Consider the following 16,151-nt stretch of genomic DNA (forward strand, 5'->3'; position numbering starts at 1 on the left):
GCGTGCCGGTGCCCGGTCGATGCGGTTCAAGTGGTTACGACGATGAGTCTGGCGGCGGGAGGGGGTCCGGCGCGCTGGTGCTCAGCGCAGTCTTTCCCGGGGGAAAACCCCACCCTCTGCGGTTCGGTCTGCCGCCCCCCAGCGGCATAAAGCCAGGTTAAGGACGCCCCCGGGTCCGTCTCCTCCTCCGCCGGTACGAACCGTCCCCGGGCCGTAGTGGGGAGACACCCCTAGGGGCTCTCCACCGCCGGGTGGAGTCGATCTCGGGGTCCGGTCCACCCACCGGCCCGCTCAGCTTCCACCCTGCCGCTACGTGAGGCTCAAGTGGGAAGCTGGTGCGCGGCAGATAGGTGCAAGGGGAAAGGAATCCTGTGGACCAGGAGGACACGGACAGCGACACCGACAGCGAGATACGGCCCAAGGCGGCCGAGCAGCCCACTCCGGCCGCTCCCGACCGGCGCCGGGGTGCCGTCGTCGCGGCCCTCATGCTCGCGATGGCGCTGGCCGCCCTCGACTCCACCATCGTCTCCACGGCCGTACCGCAGATCGTCGGCGACCTCGGCGGCTTCTCCGTCTTCTCCTGGCTCTTCTCCGGCTACCTGCTCGCGGTGACGGTCACCCTCCCCGTCTACGGCAAGCTCTCCGACACCTTCGGCCGCAAGCCGGTACTGATCACCGGGGCGGCGGTCTTCCTCGCCGGGTCGCTGCTGTGCTCGGTGGCCTGGAGCATGGGCGCGCTGATCGCGTTCCGCGTCGTACAGGGCCTGGGCGGCGGGGCGTTGCAGGGCACGGTCCAGACGCTGGCCGCCGACCTGTACCCGCTGAGCGAACGCCCCAAGATCCAGTCGAAGTTGTCCACGGTGTGGGCGGTGTCGGCGGTCGCGGGACCGGGGGTGGGCGGACTGCTCGCCGCATACGCCGGCTGGCGCTGGATCTTCCTCGTCAACCTCCCTGTCGGGGCAGTGGCGTTGTGGCTGATCGTCCGTTACCTCCACGAACCGCAACGCACCCGCACCACCCGCCCGCGCGTCGACTGGGCGGGCGCGCTGGCCGTGTTCGCCTGCGGAGGCGTCCTGATCACGGCACTGGTGCAGGGCGGAGTGGCTTGGCCCTGGCTGTCGGCACCCTCAATCGCCTTGTTCGGTACGGGACTTGCCCTGGCCGGAGCGGTCGTCGCGATCGAACGCCGGGCTGCGGAACCGATCATCCCCGGGTGGGTGTGGCGCCGCCGTACGATCGCGGCCGTCAACTTGGCTCTGGGGGCACTGGGGTTGCTGATGGTGGCGCCGAGCGTGTTCCTGCCGACGTACGCGCAGTCGGTGCTGGGCCTGGCCCCCGTGGCGGCCGGATTCGTCCTCTCCGTATGGACGTTGAGCTGGCCGGTGTCGGCGGCGCTCAGCCAGCACGTGTACCGGCGGATCGGTTTCCGCAACACGGCGATGCTCGGGATCGGGACGGCGACACTGATCCTGTTCGCGTTCCCGTTCCTGCCGTATCCGGGGTCGGCCTGGCAGCCGATGCTCCTGATGCTGCTCCTCGGCGCGGCCCTCGGCCTCTTCCAACTCCCGCTGATCGTCGGGGTGCAGTCGACGGTGGGATGGGAGGAGCGGGGTGTGACGACCGCGTCCGTCCTGTTCTGCCGCCAGACCGGGCAGACGATCGGTGCGTCGGTCTTCGGGGCTGTGGCCAACGGGGTGTTGGCGTCGCGGCTGGGCGGGGCGAGCGATCTGGACTCGGTGACACGGGGGTTGGACGGGGGTGCGGTGCCGGAGGCTACGCGACGGGCTATCGCGGATGCGGTGCATGCGGTTTACGTGGGGGCGGGCGTCGCCGCGGCGGTGGCCTTCCTGGTGCTGCTGTTCCTGGCGCCTCGGCGGTTTCCGGTGCTCAAGGAGCAGTGAGGCCCGCCGGCCCGGCGCGGCTCAGGAGACCGTGGCGGCGGGCGGGGTCCAACGACCCTTCCGGGGAACCGTGTTGGAGACGCCGTAGTCCTTCTTGAGCTGTTCGGGGATGGCGTAGTGCATGACGCGTCCGCGGGTGAGGGAGGACAGTTCCAGGACGCTGGTGAGGTGGCCGAGGCGGTCCAGGGCCCAGGCACCGAGCGGGGAGTGGTCCTCGATGGTCTCCAGGACGCCGAGGAGGTGGGGCACGGACCTGACGACGGTGTCCCACGGTGTGCGCGGCACCTGGAGCCAGTCGGCGCAGGTGTCGCCGACGAGATGGCGGATGAGGGCGGAGACGATCGGGTCGAAGAAGGTGCCGGGCACGACCTCCTCGTAGAGGTCGATGAGTTGGCGGGTCAGCAGCGCGCCCTCCTCGGACGGCCCCATGTGCCGGACCATGTACAGGTCGAGGAACTGGCGTGCCTCCTCAAGCGACTTTGGGACGGCGTCCTGGTCGACGCCGAGCATGGCACCGACCACGCGCCAGGCGTAGTAGTAGGCTTGCGCGCCCTCCGTCGACATGTGGATGCCGAGGCGGTGCAGGCTGTCCAGCACAAGCAGCGAGAAGAACATCTGCCCGCCGATCATGTCCTCCTGGCAGATGGGTGCCCCCAACTCTCCTGCGTCCCAACGGTTCTCGCGGGCCAGGTGGTGGCGGATCGAGGCGTGCAGGAGGCGGACCTTCTGCGCGGCGGGAATGAAGCGGCTGCCGGCCTCGAAGGCGTCGGGCCGCATCAGATAGACGGTGAACTGACCCGTCTCCGCCATCCGTTTGGAGGGGTACTTCAGTCCGTGGGTGGCCGACAGGAGCTTCGCCACGGGAGGGACGACGTAGCAGGCGGGCATGGAGGCGAAGGACAGGGCGGTGGAGATGTGCACGTTGTTGTCGATGAAGAACAGCCGGGCCTTCTCCATCTCGCCCCAGTCGACCCAACTCGGCGGCGCGCTCGTGGCGTTGAGGTAGTCCCGGGCCACATCGGGCAGGCCGTCCGGCAGCGGGGCGCCCGCGACGGAGACGTAGCGCATGAGGGTGTTGAACTTGCCCACCTCCCCGCGGTCGAACAGGGCGGCGACGGTGGCGTCGGCGAGTTCGTCACCGGCTTCGCGCAGGCCGTCCATCGATGTCTCGGTGTAAGTCACAGGGGGCTCCTCGTCGTTCACGGGGCAGGGCGTTCACGGATCAGGAGTGGCGGACCGCCGCCGAGTGCGCCAGCGCGACCAGCGCTGCTTCGGCGGGGGCGGGAACGTCCAGCTCGTGGAGAGCGTCGAGCGCCTCCTCCACCCGGGCGGTGATCATGCCCTCGACGCGGTCGGGCGCCTTCAGCCGGCGCATCAGCTCACGCACCGCGTGCAGCCCCGCCCCGTCCGGGTCGCGTCGGCCCAGCAGGGCCCGCAGTTGCTCCCGTTCCTCGGCACCGGCTGCCCGCCAGGTCTCGGCCAGCAGGGCCGTGGGCCGGTGGCCGCGCAGGTCGTCGGCGTTGGCCTTGCCGGTGTGTTCCGAGTGCCCGAACAGTCCGAGGACGTCGTCCCGCAACTGGAACGCCTCGCCCAACGGCAGTCCGTACGCCGAGTAGCCCTCGCGCAGCCGTCCCCCGGCCCCGGCGAGGGCGCCACCGATCAACAGGGGTTGTTCCACGGTGTACTTGGCGGTCTTGTAGCGGATCACCTTCAGGGACGCGGCGGTGTCCGGCTCGGTCCCGGTCCGCAGGATCTCCAGGCACTCGCCCGCGATCAACTCCCTTGCCAGCACCGACCACAGCGGTCGGGCACGGGCGAGATACGCCGCCGGCAGACCGCTGGTGGTGAACAGCTGCCCGGCCATGCCCATCAGCAGGTCTCCCACCAGCATGGCGAGGGACCTGGCCGCCGCGACGGCTCGCGGGCGGGGGCGTACGGCACCGCGCAGCGCGATGTGCGCGGTGGGCCGCCCGTGCCGCAGCGGACTGTCGTCGATGAGATCGTCGTGGACGACGGCTGCGGCATGCACCAGCTCCATCGAGGCCGCCGCCCGCACCAGCGCGTCGCTGTCGGGCTGCCCCACCGCGCGCCAGCCCCAGTAACAGAACGCCGCCCGCAGCCGTTTGCCGCCCGCGACCGCGGCCTCCAGCTGCCCGGCGACCGGCCCGAGCACCGGGTCGATGTCCGCGAACCGCTCGGCCTCCTCCGCCACGAACCGCTGGAGCACCTGGTCCACGCGGTCCTTGAAGGCGGCCGGCTCCCACCGGTCAGACGTCATCGGTGGCGGCCTGCCGGGCGAGTGCGTGCCGGGCGAGGGTCTCCAGATGCGCCGGGGGCTGGGCCGTGTACCGGTCCAGCACCAGACGCCCGCGCGCCGTCAACTCCTGCCCGGCCTCCGCGACCAGTTCCGAGGCGTCCGAACGGCGCAGCAGCCCCCGTAACGTCCCCCATGCCGAACCCGCGGCCGACCCCACCGTGGTCACCACCAGCTCGGCCAGACCGGCGGCCAGCAGAACCGCCCGCTCGTCCAGGCCTTCGCACCGGCCGTCATGCCGTTCCGCCGCTCGCGTCATACCGCTCCCCACCCACAGTGCGTCCGGGCGGCGCCGGTCACCCGCCCTCCTGTCAGGATCGCGACAGATCGGGCAGGGAAGAGGCGGAACTCACGATCGGGTGATCACTTCGCTCGACCGTGCGGATCACGGTCGCCACCGAAGGAGTCCCGGGTCGCGGCGACGATCAGGTGCGGGTCACCCCGGCCAACACCCAAGGTCGGCTCCCCAGTTGACGCCGCAAGCGCATACCAACCGCCCAGTTCGGCGAAAAGCACCCACACCACCCAACCGGCGAGTAACATGCGTGACCCGCTCCGCCCAACTCCCTGCGGTCCGCCGCCACGGACCCGAGCCACGCAAGGAGCACGGGATGTCCTACGACCCGTACCCTCCGCATGATTCATCCGCCCCGCACGACCTGCATGACCCGCATGACTCGCACGCCCCGTACCCGTACGACCCGTACGACCCGTACGACCCGTACGACCCGCGTGACTCACACGCCCCGGCCCCGCCCCGCCTCACCTACCCCTGGCAGCCACCCCCGCCGCCACCCGAACGCCGTCGCCCGCCCCGTCGTCCCGCTCTCGGCAACCACCGTGATCTGCGCATCCTGCGCGGCGCGTACCGGCGGCAGCGGCGCGTGGCGAGTCTCACCGCGCTCGGATACTTCTGCCTGTTCCTGGCCCTGTCCGCGTTCGCGCCCCCGCTGATGTCGAGCACCGTCGTCGCCGGTGTGCCCACCGGGCTGTTGCTCGCGCTGGTCCAACTGCCCGTCACCTGCCTGGCGATAGCGCTCTACGAGCACACGGCCCGGCGGCGCGTGGACCCCCTCGCGGACCGCATCCGCAAGCAGGCCGAACTGGACGCCAGACGGGAGGCGGCACGATGACCGGCTTCCGCGACTCCGCGCCGCAGACCATGTCGCTCGTCGCCTTCACCACCGTCGCCACCCTCACGCTGCTGCTGTGTGTGATGACCGGGCCCGACCGCGACGACCTCGACGAGTTCTACACGGGCTACGGCTCCCTCTCGCCGCTGCGCAACGGCCTTGCCATAGCGGGTGACTACATCTCCGCGGCGAGTGTGCTGGGCACGGGCGGGGTGATCGCCCTCTACGGCTACGACGGGATGGTGCTCGCGCTGAGCACGGCGCTGTCGCTGATGCTGCTGATGTTCCTGCTGGCCGAACCGCTGCGCAACGCGGGCCGGTTCACGATGGGCGACGCGCTCGCCCGCCGGATGCCGGGGCGGGCTGTGCGGATGGTCGCGTGCGCGGTGACCATCATCGCGCTGCTGCCGTTGATGCTGGTCCAACTCGCGGGCGCGGGCCAGCTGTTGGCGTTCATCCTCGGCTTCTCCAGCGACTTCCTGCAGACCGGCTGCATCATCGGCCTGGGTGCGCTGATGATCAGCTACGCGGCGATCGGCGGTATGAAGGGCACCGCGCTCATCCAGATCCTGAAGATCGTGATGCTGCTCGGGTCGGGAGCCGTGATCGCCGTACTCCTGCTGAACCGGTTCCACTGGGACCTGGGTTCGTTCTTCGACACGGCGGCGAAGCGGAGCGGTGCCGGATCGGCCTTTCTGCACTCGGGACTTCAGTTCTCGGGCGGGCCAAGTCCCCGGCTGGACATGATCAGTTCGCAGCTGACCGTCGTACTCGGGGGCGCCTGCCTCCCGCACATCACGATGCGGATGTACACCGCGTCGAGCGCCCGGCAGGTGCGGCGGTCGATGTCGTGGGCGGTGTCGAGCGTGGCGCTGTTCGTGGTGATCGTGACGGTCGTCGGGTTCGGTGCCACGGCGCTGCTCGGGCGGGCGGCGATCGCGCGGGCGGACCCGCAGGGCAACACGGCGTATCTGCTGGGCTCGCGGGCGGTGTTCGGGGCCGACGTGTCGACGACGGAGACCCTCCTCTTCACCACCGTCACCACGGCCGTCTTCCTCACCCTGCTCGCCTCGGTCGCCGGGATGATCCTCGCCTGCGCCAACTCCCTCGCCCACGACGTCTTCGCGGCCCGCGTCGAGGAGATGCCGGTCCGCCGGGAGATGACACTGGCCCGCTACTCGGCGCTGGCGGTGGGCGTTCCGGCGATCGTGCTGGCGACGCTGGTCCAGCACCGGGGCCTGCAACCCCTGGTCACGCTGTCCTTCTGTCTGGGCGCCTCGGCCATAGCGCCCGCCCTCGTCTACAGCCTCTTCTGGCGCCGTTACACGCGAACGGGCCTGCTCAGCACGCTCATTGGCGGCACGCTCGGCGTGCTGCTGCTGATGCCGGGCACCAATCTGGTCTCCGGTTCGCCGGCTGCCGCCTTCCCTGGCGCCGACTTCAACTGGTTCCCGTTCACCACCACCGGGCTCGTCACCATCCCGCTCGGCTTCGCCTGCGGCTGGCTCGGCACGGTCGCCTCGGGGCGGCAGAAGGAGGAGGAACAGCGCAGGCGGTACGAGGCGATGGAGGGGTGGATCCTGGCGGGCGCGGTGCGCAGGGACGAAGGATGACCAGTACGCGCGGGTGAATGATGACCGACGGAAAAGCCCCGCATGACCGGCGTCAAAGCCGTGCATGACTCGTTCTTTGCCACACCACCACCTCGACTCCCGCTGTTCACCGATCCTTTCCAGACTCTGCACGTCCGAGCGTGAAGGTCCCTGCATTTCAGCGGGAGTTGAACATGAGTCACGGCCACAGCCACGGCGACCACGGTCACCACCACCATCACGACCACGGGGACGGGGACGCCACCTCGCTGCCGCCCGCCCTCGACACGTCCGTCCCCGACGCTGAGTTGACACCGAGTCAGCTCTCCCGTCGAGGCATGTTGCGCCGAACCGGACTGCTCGGAGCGGGACTTGCGGCGGGCAGCGTGCTCGCCGGCGCGGGGGAGGCAGCCGCGTCGGTACAACAGACCACGGCCAAGTCGTCCAAGGGCAACGGCGGTTACCTGTGGCTGGCCGGTGACCACCACATCCACACGCAGTACAGCAGTGACGCCAAGTACCGGGTCATCGACCACGTCAGACAGGCGAACGCGCACGGCCTGGACTGGATGGTCATCACCGACCACGGCAGTGTCGCGCACGCCAAGATCGGTGTGGAGAAGGTCAATCCGGACATCGTCGACGCCCGTGACAAGACCGACGACACCCTCGTCTTCCAGGGCCTGGAGTGGAACATCCCGGGCGCCGAGCACGGCACGGTGTTCGTCCACCCCGGCTCCAACGAGGTAGCCGTACTCAAGGAGTTCGAGAACTCCTTCGACGGCAGCGTCAACAACGCGAGCGGCAACTCCCCCGCCAACGAGGCCCTCGCCATCGCGGGCGTCAACTTCCTCGCCGACCAGGTCCGCCGCCGCAAGGTCAAGGACGCGCTCTTCCTCGCCAACCACCCCGCGCGCAAGGGCATCGACTCCCCGCACGAGATCCGCGGCTGGCGCGACGCGCAGCCCACGATCGCCGTCGGCATGGAGGGCGCCCCCGGCCACCAGGCGGGCGGCATCCCCAAGCCGAACGGCCCGGGCAGCGGACGCGGCATCTACGACAACAGCCCGAGCGCCGACTCCTTCGCCGGTTACCCGCTGGAGAGTTACCGCACCTGGGGCGGCTTCGACTGGATGACGGCCACGGTCGGCGGCCTGTGGGACAGCCTTCTCGCCGAGGGCAAGCCCTGGTGGATCACCGCCAACTCCGATTCCCACAACGTCTACGCGGACACCGCCGTACGCGGCCCGGGCGGCGACTTCAACGCCAACGGCCGCTACAACGACCCGGTCTACGGCACCGGCATCAGCCTCACCGACACCGACTTCTGGCCCGGCCAGTACTCCCGCACCCACGTCGGCGCGGCCTCCTTCTCGTACAAGGCGGTCATGGACGGCATCCGCGCGGGCCGTGTCTGGGTCGACCACGGCGGCCTGATCAGCGGCCTCGACGCCCGCCTGTCCGCCGGTGGCCGCGAGGTCACCCTCGGCGGCGCGCTGCACGTTCGCCGCGGCGCCCAGGTCGACCTGGTCATCCGCATCAGCCTGTCCAACGGCCCCAACTGGGCCCAGTTCCAGCCCTCGTTGGCCCGCGTCGACGTCATCCAGGGCGATGTCACGGGCCCGGTCACCGACAAGGACACCTTCTCCACCCCGACGACAAAGGTCGTCAAGTCCTTCGAGGTGGACAAGTCCACCGGCACCGTCCGCCTCACGTACTCCCTCGGACGCCTCGACAAGCCGGTCTACGTCCGCCTCCGCGGCACCGACGGCAACCGCTCCGCCGTGGGCGTGGGCGGCCCGGCCGTAGACCCCGTAGGCCCCGCGATGGACGTCCTCGGCGACGCCGACCCGTGGAAGGACCTCTGGTTCTACTCCAACCCGATGTGGGTCCTGCCCGCATGAGCACGTCCTACGACCCGTCCGGCGTCCACCCCGTCCTCGGGGTGGACGCCGGCACGTCGACCCTCCGCGAGGCCGACCACCTGATCCGCGACCTCATGACCACCCTCGCGCTCCCCCCGGGGACGGTCGCCTGCACCCACCTGATCCGCACGGACACGCGCCGGGGCACGGCCGTATCACTGGAGTTGCAGGACCGTGAATCGGCCACGACCGCATGGCGACACCTCACGGAGTCCGAGCCGCCCCGGGGCGCCCAGGAGGCCGCAGCCCAGGCAGCCGCCGACCACACGGCCCGCCGCTCGGGCCGGGCGGTCCTGTTCCCCGGCGCGGAACACCTCACCGGGACGATCCCCCTGTCCGACCTGCTGGAACTGACGGCCATCGACCGGGTGATCGTGGTCGGCGCCACGTCGGGCGAACCTCCGGCCCCCACAACACCCGTACACACTCAGGACCACGTACGACCCGAGTGGCGCGAGGGCGAGTTGGTCCTGGCCCTGGTCCCGGCGGCGGGCAACACCCTGGCCCCGTTCGAGGTCCCCAACCCGACACCCTGCTGCGCCGACCACCCGTGACGTGAAACGCCGGACGACTGTCCTTGCCCAAGGGGCGCGGGCCCGCAGCGAATTCACTCAGCCGGCGCCCGCCCCGTAAGCGCGGTCAAACTGCTCCGCACATGATCCATATGCGCCTGCATGTCGTCCCAGGTCTCCCCGTGCTCGCGCAGTACCCGCTCGGTGTCGCGGGCGATCTGCTCCGCCCGCACCCGCGCCTCCGCCACCACCTCCGCGGCCCGCTCCGCCGCTTCTTCCTGCCGCCGCCGGTCCGACAACTCGGCCTCGGCGTAAGCCTGTTCAGCCTCGGCCAGCGCCGCCTCCGCACGAGCCACCCGCTCGGCGCACTGGGCGTCCACCGCAGTCACCCGCTCCTGCGCGGAGCGCTCCGCCTCGGCCCACCGTTCGGTGTGCTCCTTGGCCTGCTCGCCCAGCATCGCGGCGGTGCGCTGCCGTACCTCGCGCAACGCGGCGAGCGCCTCCGTGCGCCCTTCCTTCACCTCGCGCCGGGCGCCGATCCGGAGGTCGTCGGCCTCGGCGCGGGCCACGAGGAGCCGCTGCCGGGCGCGTTCCTCCACCTCCGCGCGGAGCGTGTCGGCGTGTTCCCGGGCCTCTTGGAGTACGCCGGCGGCGCGCGCCTCGGCCTGCGCGACCTGTTCGCGCGCCGAACGCCGCGCGGACTCCCGCACGGCGGCGGCCTCTTCCTCCCCCAGCTGGAACAGCCGTCGGGCCCGCTCGCCGAGCGTCTCGTACGTCTGCGGGGCGAGCCGCGCCACCGTCTCCCGCAGCCGTTCGGCCTCCGCCTCCATGTCCCTGGCCAGTACGGTCAGCCGCGCGGCCCGTTCCCACGCGGCGTCCCGGTGTCGCGAGATCGTCGCCGCGTACGCGTCCACCTGGGCGGGGCGGTAGCCGCGCCCCCGTACTGCCACGAACCCACGTGGCGACACCGATGCGCTGCTCATCCTGGAACCCCTCTCCACCCGACGGACACGAAATGATGATTTCGCGCATATCTTGATGTATCGGGCATAAGGGTTCATAACGCGACACTCCGCAGACAGGTCACGGGCATCACGCGAACGTGAACACAAAAAAGGGCCGGACCCGGTCATCCGACCGGGTCCGGCCCTTCCGTACGGCGTGCTCAGCGCACCGGCGTCACAACAACCCGTCCCACATCTGCTCCAGCAGCACCGACCACCAGCTCTCCGGCGAACCGAGCGCCGCCGGGTCCAGCGAGGCCAGCTGTGCCTGGAAGTCGACGGTCCAACGGCCCGCCTGCTCCTGGTTGAGCCCGTACCGCAGTCGCCACATCCGGCCGAGCAGCGCCAGACAGCGCGCGAACTCGGGCAGCCCCGTGTTCACGAACTGCGGCGGTACGGCAGCACCGCCCGGCCCCGCCTCCACGGGCACGGCGACGATGTTCGCCGTGCCGTACTGGACGCAGATCGCCTTGCCGAAGTCGCTGCCCATGACGAGGTAGGAGCCCGCGTCGGCGGACGGCCGCACCCCGCGCTCCTGCGCGAGTTCGGCCAACGTCGGTACCGGGCGGCCCGGTTGGGCCTGCGCCCAGAAGAACGGACCCATGTCCATCGGCAGCCCCGCCGCGACCAGCGTGTGCGCCACGACCGGCGGCACGCCCTGCCGGGACACCGCCGCCTGCTCGAACCGGAACACCCCCGGCCCGAACGCGCCCGCCAACTCCTGCGCGATCGCCTCCGGAGGGATCGGCGGCGTCGGCTGCACCGGCGGCAACGGCGCCCGCACCGGTGCGAGTCGGGCCGGCCCATCGGCCACCTGGTGCAACTCGCCCTGGTGCGCGAGGAGTTCACGCATCCCCTGCTGCCGGCTCGCGTGATCCGTACCGTACGGCGCGATGCTGGCGATGCGTGCCTGCGGCCACTGTTCGCGGATCATCCGCGCGCAGTACGCGCCCGGCAGTTCGCAGGACTCCAACTCCGTGTGCAGTTCCAGGACTTGGTCCGGCGGGATGTTCAGGCCGCGCAGCTCGTGGAAGATCTGCCACTCCGGGTGCGGCGTCCCCGGCGCGGACCGCCGGATCACCTGCTGCTCGGACCCGTCCGGCCCGCGGTACCGCAACACGGCCTGATAGCCCGGTCCTACGGTCGGCTGCCCCTGCTGCGGATAGCCGTAGGCAGGCTGCTGCTGACCGGGGAACGGCTGACCGGGCCCGGGTGCCTGCTGTCCCGGTGGCGGCATCGCACCCGGCGGCATCTGCTGCGGCGGAGCCCCCGGAGGCGTCCCCGGGGCGCCCAACGCACCGGGCGCGCCCGGGAATTGCGGCGCCGGAGGAGCCCCGGGTCCACCCGCCGGAGGCCCGGCCAGCATGGTCTCCGCACGATGCACGGCACCCTGAGCACCGCCCTGCGGGGCGGAAGCGCCGGGGGCACCGGGGTTGTACGGCGGCGGAGGCGTGCCGGGGGTGTACGGCTGCTGTGCGGCACCGGGAGCGCCGGGCGCACCGGGCGGCTTGGGCGCACCGGGGACACCCGGCGGCTGCTGGCCACCCGGCCCCGCAAGCCCACCCGGCCCGGGGTCGGCGAACATCGTCGCGGCATGGTGAACCCCACCCGGAGGCGGACCCCCGGGAGTGTTCGCCCCACCGGGGGCACCGGGAGCACCCGGACCGGCCAGCCCCTCCGGACCAAGTCCCGAAACCATCTGCGTCGGTACATACCCGCCCGCCGACGGAGGCGGCGGCGGCCCGGCAGGCGTACCGCCCGGTCGCGCGCCCGGCGTCCCCGGAGCACCCGGCGGAGGCGGCGGGTTCGACCCACCGCTCCGCGCCCGGCGCGGCGGAGGCGCCGCCTTGCTGGTGGCCGCGTCGGCGATGTCCCCGGCGTTGGGCGCGAGCGCCCGCCCCGGAGCACCGGGACTCCCAGGAGCGTGCGGCACGTTGGCGGCGCCGTCCGGCCCCTGGGGATACCCGTAGGCCGACGGACCCGCCCCAGGTCCACCCTGAGGACCACCAGGAGGCGGCGTACCGGGACCGCCCGGGCCACCGGGCCCCTGGGGATACCCGTACGACGGCGGAGCGGGCGCCCCCTGCGGACCGGACCCTCCTGGAGCCTGAGCTCCGGCACCCTGGGGATACCCGTACGACGACGGAGGCGGCGTACCACCAGCCCCACCGGAGCCGCCGGGTCCACCACCCTGCCCCGGCCGCGAACTCCCTGCTCCCCCACGGGCGTTGGCTTCATCCAGCGCCCGCGCGACTGCCGTGGGCGGGAGTTGGCTGCCGCCGGACATCAGCGCGGTCTCGGCGTCGGCCGGGGTCTCGTCCTCGCGCTGCTCACTCAGCGGCGGTGCGAACACGGTCGCGGGCAGCGGCACCGAACGGTCCTCGCCGACATCCGCGTTGGTGTCGGTCCCCGCCCAAGGTGTCGCCCCGGCCGGCGCACCGGACGCACCCGGCATCTCGGCGCCGCCACCGGCATCCGGCCAGGCCGAAGCGGCCGGCACCCCGGCCTGCGTCTCAGGCAGCGAACCCGACGACGGCGACGGCGAAGCCGCCCCCGCACCCCCAACACTCGCCCCCGCCCCCGCAGCCGCAACACCCGCCCCGGCAGCCGGAGTTGCAACTCCCGCGCCGGAACTGGCCCCCGCCCCCCGCCGATCCTGGATCCCGATCTTGTCGGCCGCCTCCTGCAACCACTCCGGCGGACTCAGCAGGAACGACGTCTGGTTGAGGTCCACCCTGGCGGGAGCGGCCGGTACCGCGTCGGCGACCTCCTCGGGGCGGCCGTACTCCTCCTCGTAGCGGCGGATCACCTCGCCCACCGGCAGCGCGGGCCACAGGGTGGCCTCGCCGCTGTCGCGGGCGAGTACGAGGCGCTGCCCGCCACCGTCCGAGCGCGGGCCGTCGGCGCGGTCCTCGGCCCAGGCCACGAAGCCGAGTTCGAACTCCCGCACCCGCACCTCGCGGTGCTGGTACGAGGGCACGTCCCCGTTGATCCATTCCTCGGCGCGCTCCTGCGCCTGTGCGAAGGTCACCATCGTTCAGCTCACTCCCCCACCGCGGCGGCCGAAGGCACCGGTACCGATCGTGCGAACCCGCCGTCCACCATCAGGTTCGCCACCGTCTCCAACTCCGGTGGATTTCCCGCGAGTCGGCCAAGGAACTGGTCGAAGTCGCCCCCGGCAGGCAGCAGCAGCCGCTCCACCCGGGCGGGCGGTGCCCAGGACGGGTCGACGTCGCGGGCGTCGTCGTAGGCGCAGAACCACACCGAGCCGATCGCCTGGCCCTTCACCTTCACCGCGAGCAGTCCGCCCTGGACGAAGCCGACGGCGAGGTAGTCCTTGGTGAGGTGGTCGCGGAGGCATTTGTTGACGTAGACAAGATCGTTGACGGCCGCCTCGTCGCGGACCGTGAAGAACGGCTGGTCGATCAGGAGGCCCAACTCGGCGTCCAGCGCGGTGCCGATGGGCGCGCTCCCGCCGGCCGCCTTGAGGAACGACCGGTAGGCGCCCGGGAGTCGGTAGCCGAGGTCCTCCTCGACGCCCTGCACCTGCGCCTCGGTCACCGCGAGCGAGGACTTCGGCAGGCCGAAGTGCGCGGGGCGGGTCTCCTGGAGCGGGCGGGTGCCGCGCTTGTTGTGATCGACGGCGGCCGTGGCGATACCACCGTGGTGCCGCAACAGCGCCTTGACCTCGACGGGGACGAGTTCGAGGCGCCGGGTGCCGACCACGTGGTGCCAGGTCCAGCCGTGCGGGGTGGCCACCGCGGGCACCGTGTCCCACAACTGGTGCCCGGCCGCCGCCAGTGCCGCGTTCGCCGACACGTAGTCGGTCAGGCGCAGTTCGTCGACCCCGAAGCCCTCCGGGGGCTCGGCGATCTCGGCCGCCGCGCGCGCGTACGGCGAGAAGTCGGGGTAGCCGCGCTCGTCCATCCGCACCCCTCTCGGGTGACGGGCCGCCCGGACCGGATCCGGGAAGTGCACGACCTGCCCGGCGTAGGCCGCGTTCGGTGGCGCGGCTTGTTGCCCGAGCCGACCTGTCGTCATGGCGGTTGCCCCCTGCGGCATTCAGTACGATTCACAGCAGGCGAATGTCCAACTCGCCCCACTGTGCCCCGTATCGACTGTCTCGTCTTCTTGACGTCTTCGTTCGACTGTCTCCACGCGTCGACCGCGTGGATCGCGGTGCGGACAGCCTATGCGGTACGGCGGCACCGGTCACCGGCAGCGGTCGTCGCCACCCCCTCACCGCACCCTTCACCGAACTCACCGCACCCCGCATCGCACCTTCACTTCCGTGACCTGCCGTCACCCCGCCGTGACAGCCCGCCGAAGCCCTGGCGTGTCGCACAGCCCCAGCTACCGCACCCGCCACGGCATTTGGCACTCTGAGACCCGCCGGGGGATGCTCGGGAGGGGATGACGATCATGAACGCGACACAGACGGGACCGCACACCGGGGCGCACACCGGGCCGTCCGGTGACCCCAGGGTCGGCTGGAGTGCCACCGAGGGACGCCATGTGCCCGCCCTCAACCACCGCCGCGACGGCATACTTCCGACCGTCGCCGCCGCCCTCTCCGTACGCGGCGAAACCCTCACCGGCACCGCTGCCCGCGGCGACCAGGCACCGGCCCTGCACGCGCTCGTGCAGGACTTCCTCGACGCCCTCACCAGCGCCCAGCGCGACCGGTTCACCGGCCGCTGCGCCGAGGCGATCCTCATCTCCCGCCACATCGCCGCCGCCGACGCCGAACGCAGCAGGCGCGCCGCGCGCAAGCCGATGACCAGCGGCGAGGCCCGCAAGACCCTCAAGCAGGCCAAGCTCACCGCCCGCCGCATCCGCGAGGACGGCGACCCCCTGCACGGCAGCTTCGCCGCACCCTGCCGAGCCTGCGCAGCCCTGAGCGCCCACTTCGGCGTCCGCATCGTGGACCCCGCAACGGAGACCGGCTGACACCCACCCCCGCTCAACACCACCCACCACCGCACGACCACCAACCACCGCACCACCGGGCACCACCGCACCACCGGGCACCACCGGGCACCACCGGGCACCACCGGGCACCACCGCACCACCGTCCCTGATGCCGACGATCGAAGGGCAGATGCACGCCGACCGCCACTCCTCCACGCGCTTCTCCGTACCGGTGGACGCCGCCCTGCGCGCCGCCGGCTGGCAGCCCGGCCGCTGGGACATAAAACAGGCCGAGATCTGGGCGGACACCCTGCGCGAACACACCTCGCCCGCCGGCCACCAGCACGCCGTGTTCCCGGCGGCGGTCGAAGCCTGGGCCGAGTTCGGCGGCCTGCGCATCGCACCCACCGGCCCCGGCCGCCAGATCGCCCCCGCCGCACTCCACCTGGACCCGCTGCACGGCCTCCACATGGCCCGCACCCTCGGTGACCTGGGCCGCGCCCTCGACACCGACGTCAGCCCCCTGGGCGAGGAACCCGACACCCAGTCTCTCCTGGCCATCGACGCCGAGGGCCGCGTCTACGCCCTCGACCACACCGGCGACTGGTATCTCGGCCCCGACATCGACCAGGCCCTCACGGCCCTCGTCTCGGGCATGGAACCAGTACGACTGACAGCGGGCTGACCCGCGACAAACGGGCGGCAACCGGCTTCCACCACTGAGCCGAGCGAACGGCATCGGACCGGTGCCACCCCAGGCCTGCCGCCACCCGCGTACGGCGCGAAGGTGACGTGTCGGGGGGTGTCCGCCCGCAGCGGTTGGCGCGTCAACACCACCAGCTTCTCAAGACACCGATTC

13 protein-coding genes are annotated in these 16,151 nt (G+C 71.6%); 7 read left to right on the forward strand and 6 right to left on the reverse strand.

Annotated elements, in window-relative coordinates; genetic code table 11:
* Nucleotides 1-371: 371 nt before the first annotated feature.
* Entirely contained in the window at nucleotides 372-1,901 is a 1,530-nt protein-coding gene (locus OC490_RS47515) for an MFS transporter (RefSeq protein WP_262064289.1), read from the forward strand.
* Between the two features lie 21 nt (nucleotides 1,902-1,922).
* Here the strand turns inward: OC490_RS47515 and OC490_RS47520 are convergent, their stop codons facing one another.
* Genes OC490_RS47520 through OC490_RS47530 form a run of 3 tightly spaced genes read right to left on the reverse strand, consistent with a single transcriptional unit; the run spans nucleotide 1,923 to nucleotide 4,474 of the window.
* Nucleotides 1,923-3,083: an oxygenase MpaB family protein gene (locus tag OC490_RS47520; protein WP_262064290.1), complete on the reverse strand. Its 1,161-nt coding sequence runs from the start codon at nucleotides 3,081-3,083 to the stop codon at nucleotides 1,923-1,925.
* A 40-nt stretch (nucleotides 3,084-3,123) separates the two neighbouring features.
* Nucleotides 3,124-4,179 carry a polyprenyl synthetase family protein gene (locus OC490_RS47525; RefSeq protein WP_262064291.1) on the reverse strand — a complete coding sequence of 352 codons (1,056 nt, stop codon included), beginning with the start codon at nucleotides 4,177-4,179 and terminating at the stop codon, nucleotides 3,124-3,126.
* Nucleotides 4,169-4,474: a polyprenyl synthetase gene (locus tag OC490_RS47530; protein WP_262064292.1), complete on the reverse strand. Its 306-nt coding sequence runs from the start codon at nucleotides 4,472-4,474 to the stop codon at nucleotides 4,169-4,171. Before OC490_RS47530 ends, OC490_RS47525 begins: the two co-directional genes overlap by 11 nt.
* Before the next feature lie 352 nt (nucleotides 4,475-4,826).
* Here OC490_RS47530 and OC490_RS47535 point away from each other — a divergent pair, with 352 nt between their 5' ends.
* The 4 genes from OC490_RS47535 (at nucleotide 4,827) to OC490_RS47550 (ending at nucleotide 9,419) form a co-directional block, all read left to right on the forward strand.
* Nucleotides 4,827-5,348: a DUF485 domain-containing protein gene (locus tag OC490_RS47535; RefSeq protein ID WP_262064293.1), complete on the forward strand. Its 522-nt coding sequence runs from the start codon at nucleotides 4,827-4,829 to the stop codon at nucleotides 5,346-5,348.
* On the forward strand, nucleotides 5,345-6,961 hold the full coding sequence (locus tag OC490_RS47540; protein WP_262064294.1) for a cation acetate symporter: 1,617 nt from the start codon (nucleotides 5,345-5,347) through the stop codon (nucleotides 6,959-6,961). The genes OC490_RS47535 and OC490_RS47540 overlap by 4 nt, the downstream gene beginning before the upstream one ends.
* Nucleotides 6,962-7,134: 173 nt before the next feature.
* Nucleotides 7,135-8,844 carry a PHP domain-containing protein gene (locus OC490_RS47545; protein ID WP_262064295.1) on the forward strand — a complete coding sequence of 570 codons (1,710 nt, stop codon included), beginning with the start codon at nucleotides 7,135-7,137 and terminating at the stop codon, nucleotides 8,842-8,844.
* Nucleotides 8,841-9,419 carry a hypothetical protein gene (locus OC490_RS47550; protein ID WP_262064296.1) on the forward strand — a complete coding sequence of 193 codons (579 nt, stop codon included), beginning with the start codon at nucleotides 8,841-8,843 and terminating at the stop codon, nucleotides 9,417-9,419. Before OC490_RS47545 ends, OC490_RS47550 begins: the two co-directional genes overlap by 4 nt.
* A 53-nt stretch (nucleotides 9,420-9,472) precedes the next feature.
* On the opposite strand, the gene OC490_RS47555 is transcribed toward OC490_RS47550, so the two are convergent.
* From OC490_RS47555 to OC490_RS47565, 3 genes are all read right to left on the reverse strand, one after another.
* Entirely contained in the window at nucleotides 9,473-10,360 is an 888-nt protein-coding gene (locus tag OC490_RS47555; RefSeq protein WP_262064297.1) for a cellulose-binding protein, read from the reverse strand.
* 196 nt (nucleotides 10,361-10,556) lie between these two features.
* On the reverse strand, nucleotides 10,557-13,415 hold the full coding sequence (locus OC490_RS47560) for an SUKH-4 family immunity protein (RefSeq protein ID WP_262064298.1): 2,859 nt from the start codon (nucleotides 13,413-13,415) through the stop codon (nucleotides 10,557-10,559).
* An 8-nt stretch (nucleotides 13,416-13,423) separates the two neighbouring features.
* On the reverse strand, nucleotides 13,424-14,422 hold the full coding sequence (locus tag OC490_RS47565; protein WP_262064299.1) for an SMI1/KNR4 family protein: 999 nt from the start codon (nucleotides 14,420-14,422) through the stop codon (nucleotides 13,424-13,426).
* 372 nt (nucleotides 14,423-14,794) lie between these two features.
* On the opposite strand from OC490_RS47565, the gene OC490_RS47570 reads away from it, so the two are divergent.
* Both OC490_RS47570 and OC490_RS47575 read left to right on the forward strand, forming a co-directional pair.
* Complete coding sequence (locus OC490_RS47570) at nucleotides 14,795-15,331, forward strand: YwqJ-related putative deaminase (protein ID WP_262064300.1); 537 nt, start codon at nucleotides 14,795-14,797, stop codon at nucleotides 15,329-15,331.
* Between the two features lie 151 nt (nucleotides 15,332-15,482).
* The gene (locus OC490_RS47575; protein ID WP_262064301.1) at nucleotides 15,483-15,977 is read left to right on the forward strand and encodes an SUKH-3 domain-containing protein; all 495 of its coding nucleotides are present in this window, start codon (nucleotides 15,483-15,485) and stop codon (nucleotides 15,975-15,977) included.
* Nucleotides 15,978-16,151: the final 174 nt, after the last annotated feature.

Origin of the sequence: Streptomyces sp. STR69, from assembly GCF_024519455.1 — a bacterium.
Classification (GTDB): Bacteria; Actinomycetota; Actinomycetes; order Streptomycetales; family Streptomycetaceae; genus Streptomyces.

Coding starts and splice junctions, on each gene's coding strand:
- OC490_RS47525 (WP_262064291.1), bottom strand. CDS start 4,179: ATGACGTCTGACCGGTGGGAGCCGGCCGCCTTCAAGGACCGCGTGGAC.
- OC490_RS47530 (WP_262064292.1), bottom strand. CDS start 4,474: ATGACGCGAGCGGCGGAACGGCATGACGGCCGGTGCGAAGGCCTGGAC.
- OC490_RS47535 (WP_262064293.1), top strand. CDS start 4,827: ATGTCCTACGACCCGTACCCTCCGCATGATTCATCCGCCCCGCACGAC.
- OC490_RS47540 (WP_262064294.1), top strand. CDS start 5,345: ATGACCGGCTTCCGCGACTCCGCGCCGCAGACCATGTCGCTCGTCGCC.
- OC490_RS47545 (WP_262064295.1), top strand. CDS start 7,135: ATGAGTCACGGCCACAGCCACGGCGACCACGGTCACCACCACCATCAC.
- OC490_RS47550 (WP_262064296.1), top strand. CDS start 8,841: ATGAGCACGTCCTACGACCCGTCCGGCGTCCACCCCGTCCTCGGGGTG.
- OC490_RS47555 (WP_262064297.1), bottom strand. CDS start 10,360: ATGAGCAGCGCATCGGTGTCGCCACGTGGGTTCGTGGCAGTACGGGGG.
- OC490_RS47560 (WP_262064298.1), bottom strand. CDS start 13,415: ATGGTGACCTTCGCACAGGCGCAGGAGCGCGCCGAGGAATGGATCAAC.
- OC490_RS47565 (WP_262064299.1), bottom strand. CDS start 14,422: ATGACGACAGGTCGGCTCGGGCAACAAGCCGCGCCACCGAACGCGGCC.
- OC490_RS47570 (WP_262064300.1), top strand. CDS start 14,795: ATGACGATCATGAACGCGACACAGACGGGACCGCACACCGGGGCGCAC.
- OC490_RS47575 (WP_262064301.1), top strand. CDS start 15,483: ATGCACGCCGACCGCCACTCCTCCACGCGCTTCTCCGTACCGGTGGAC.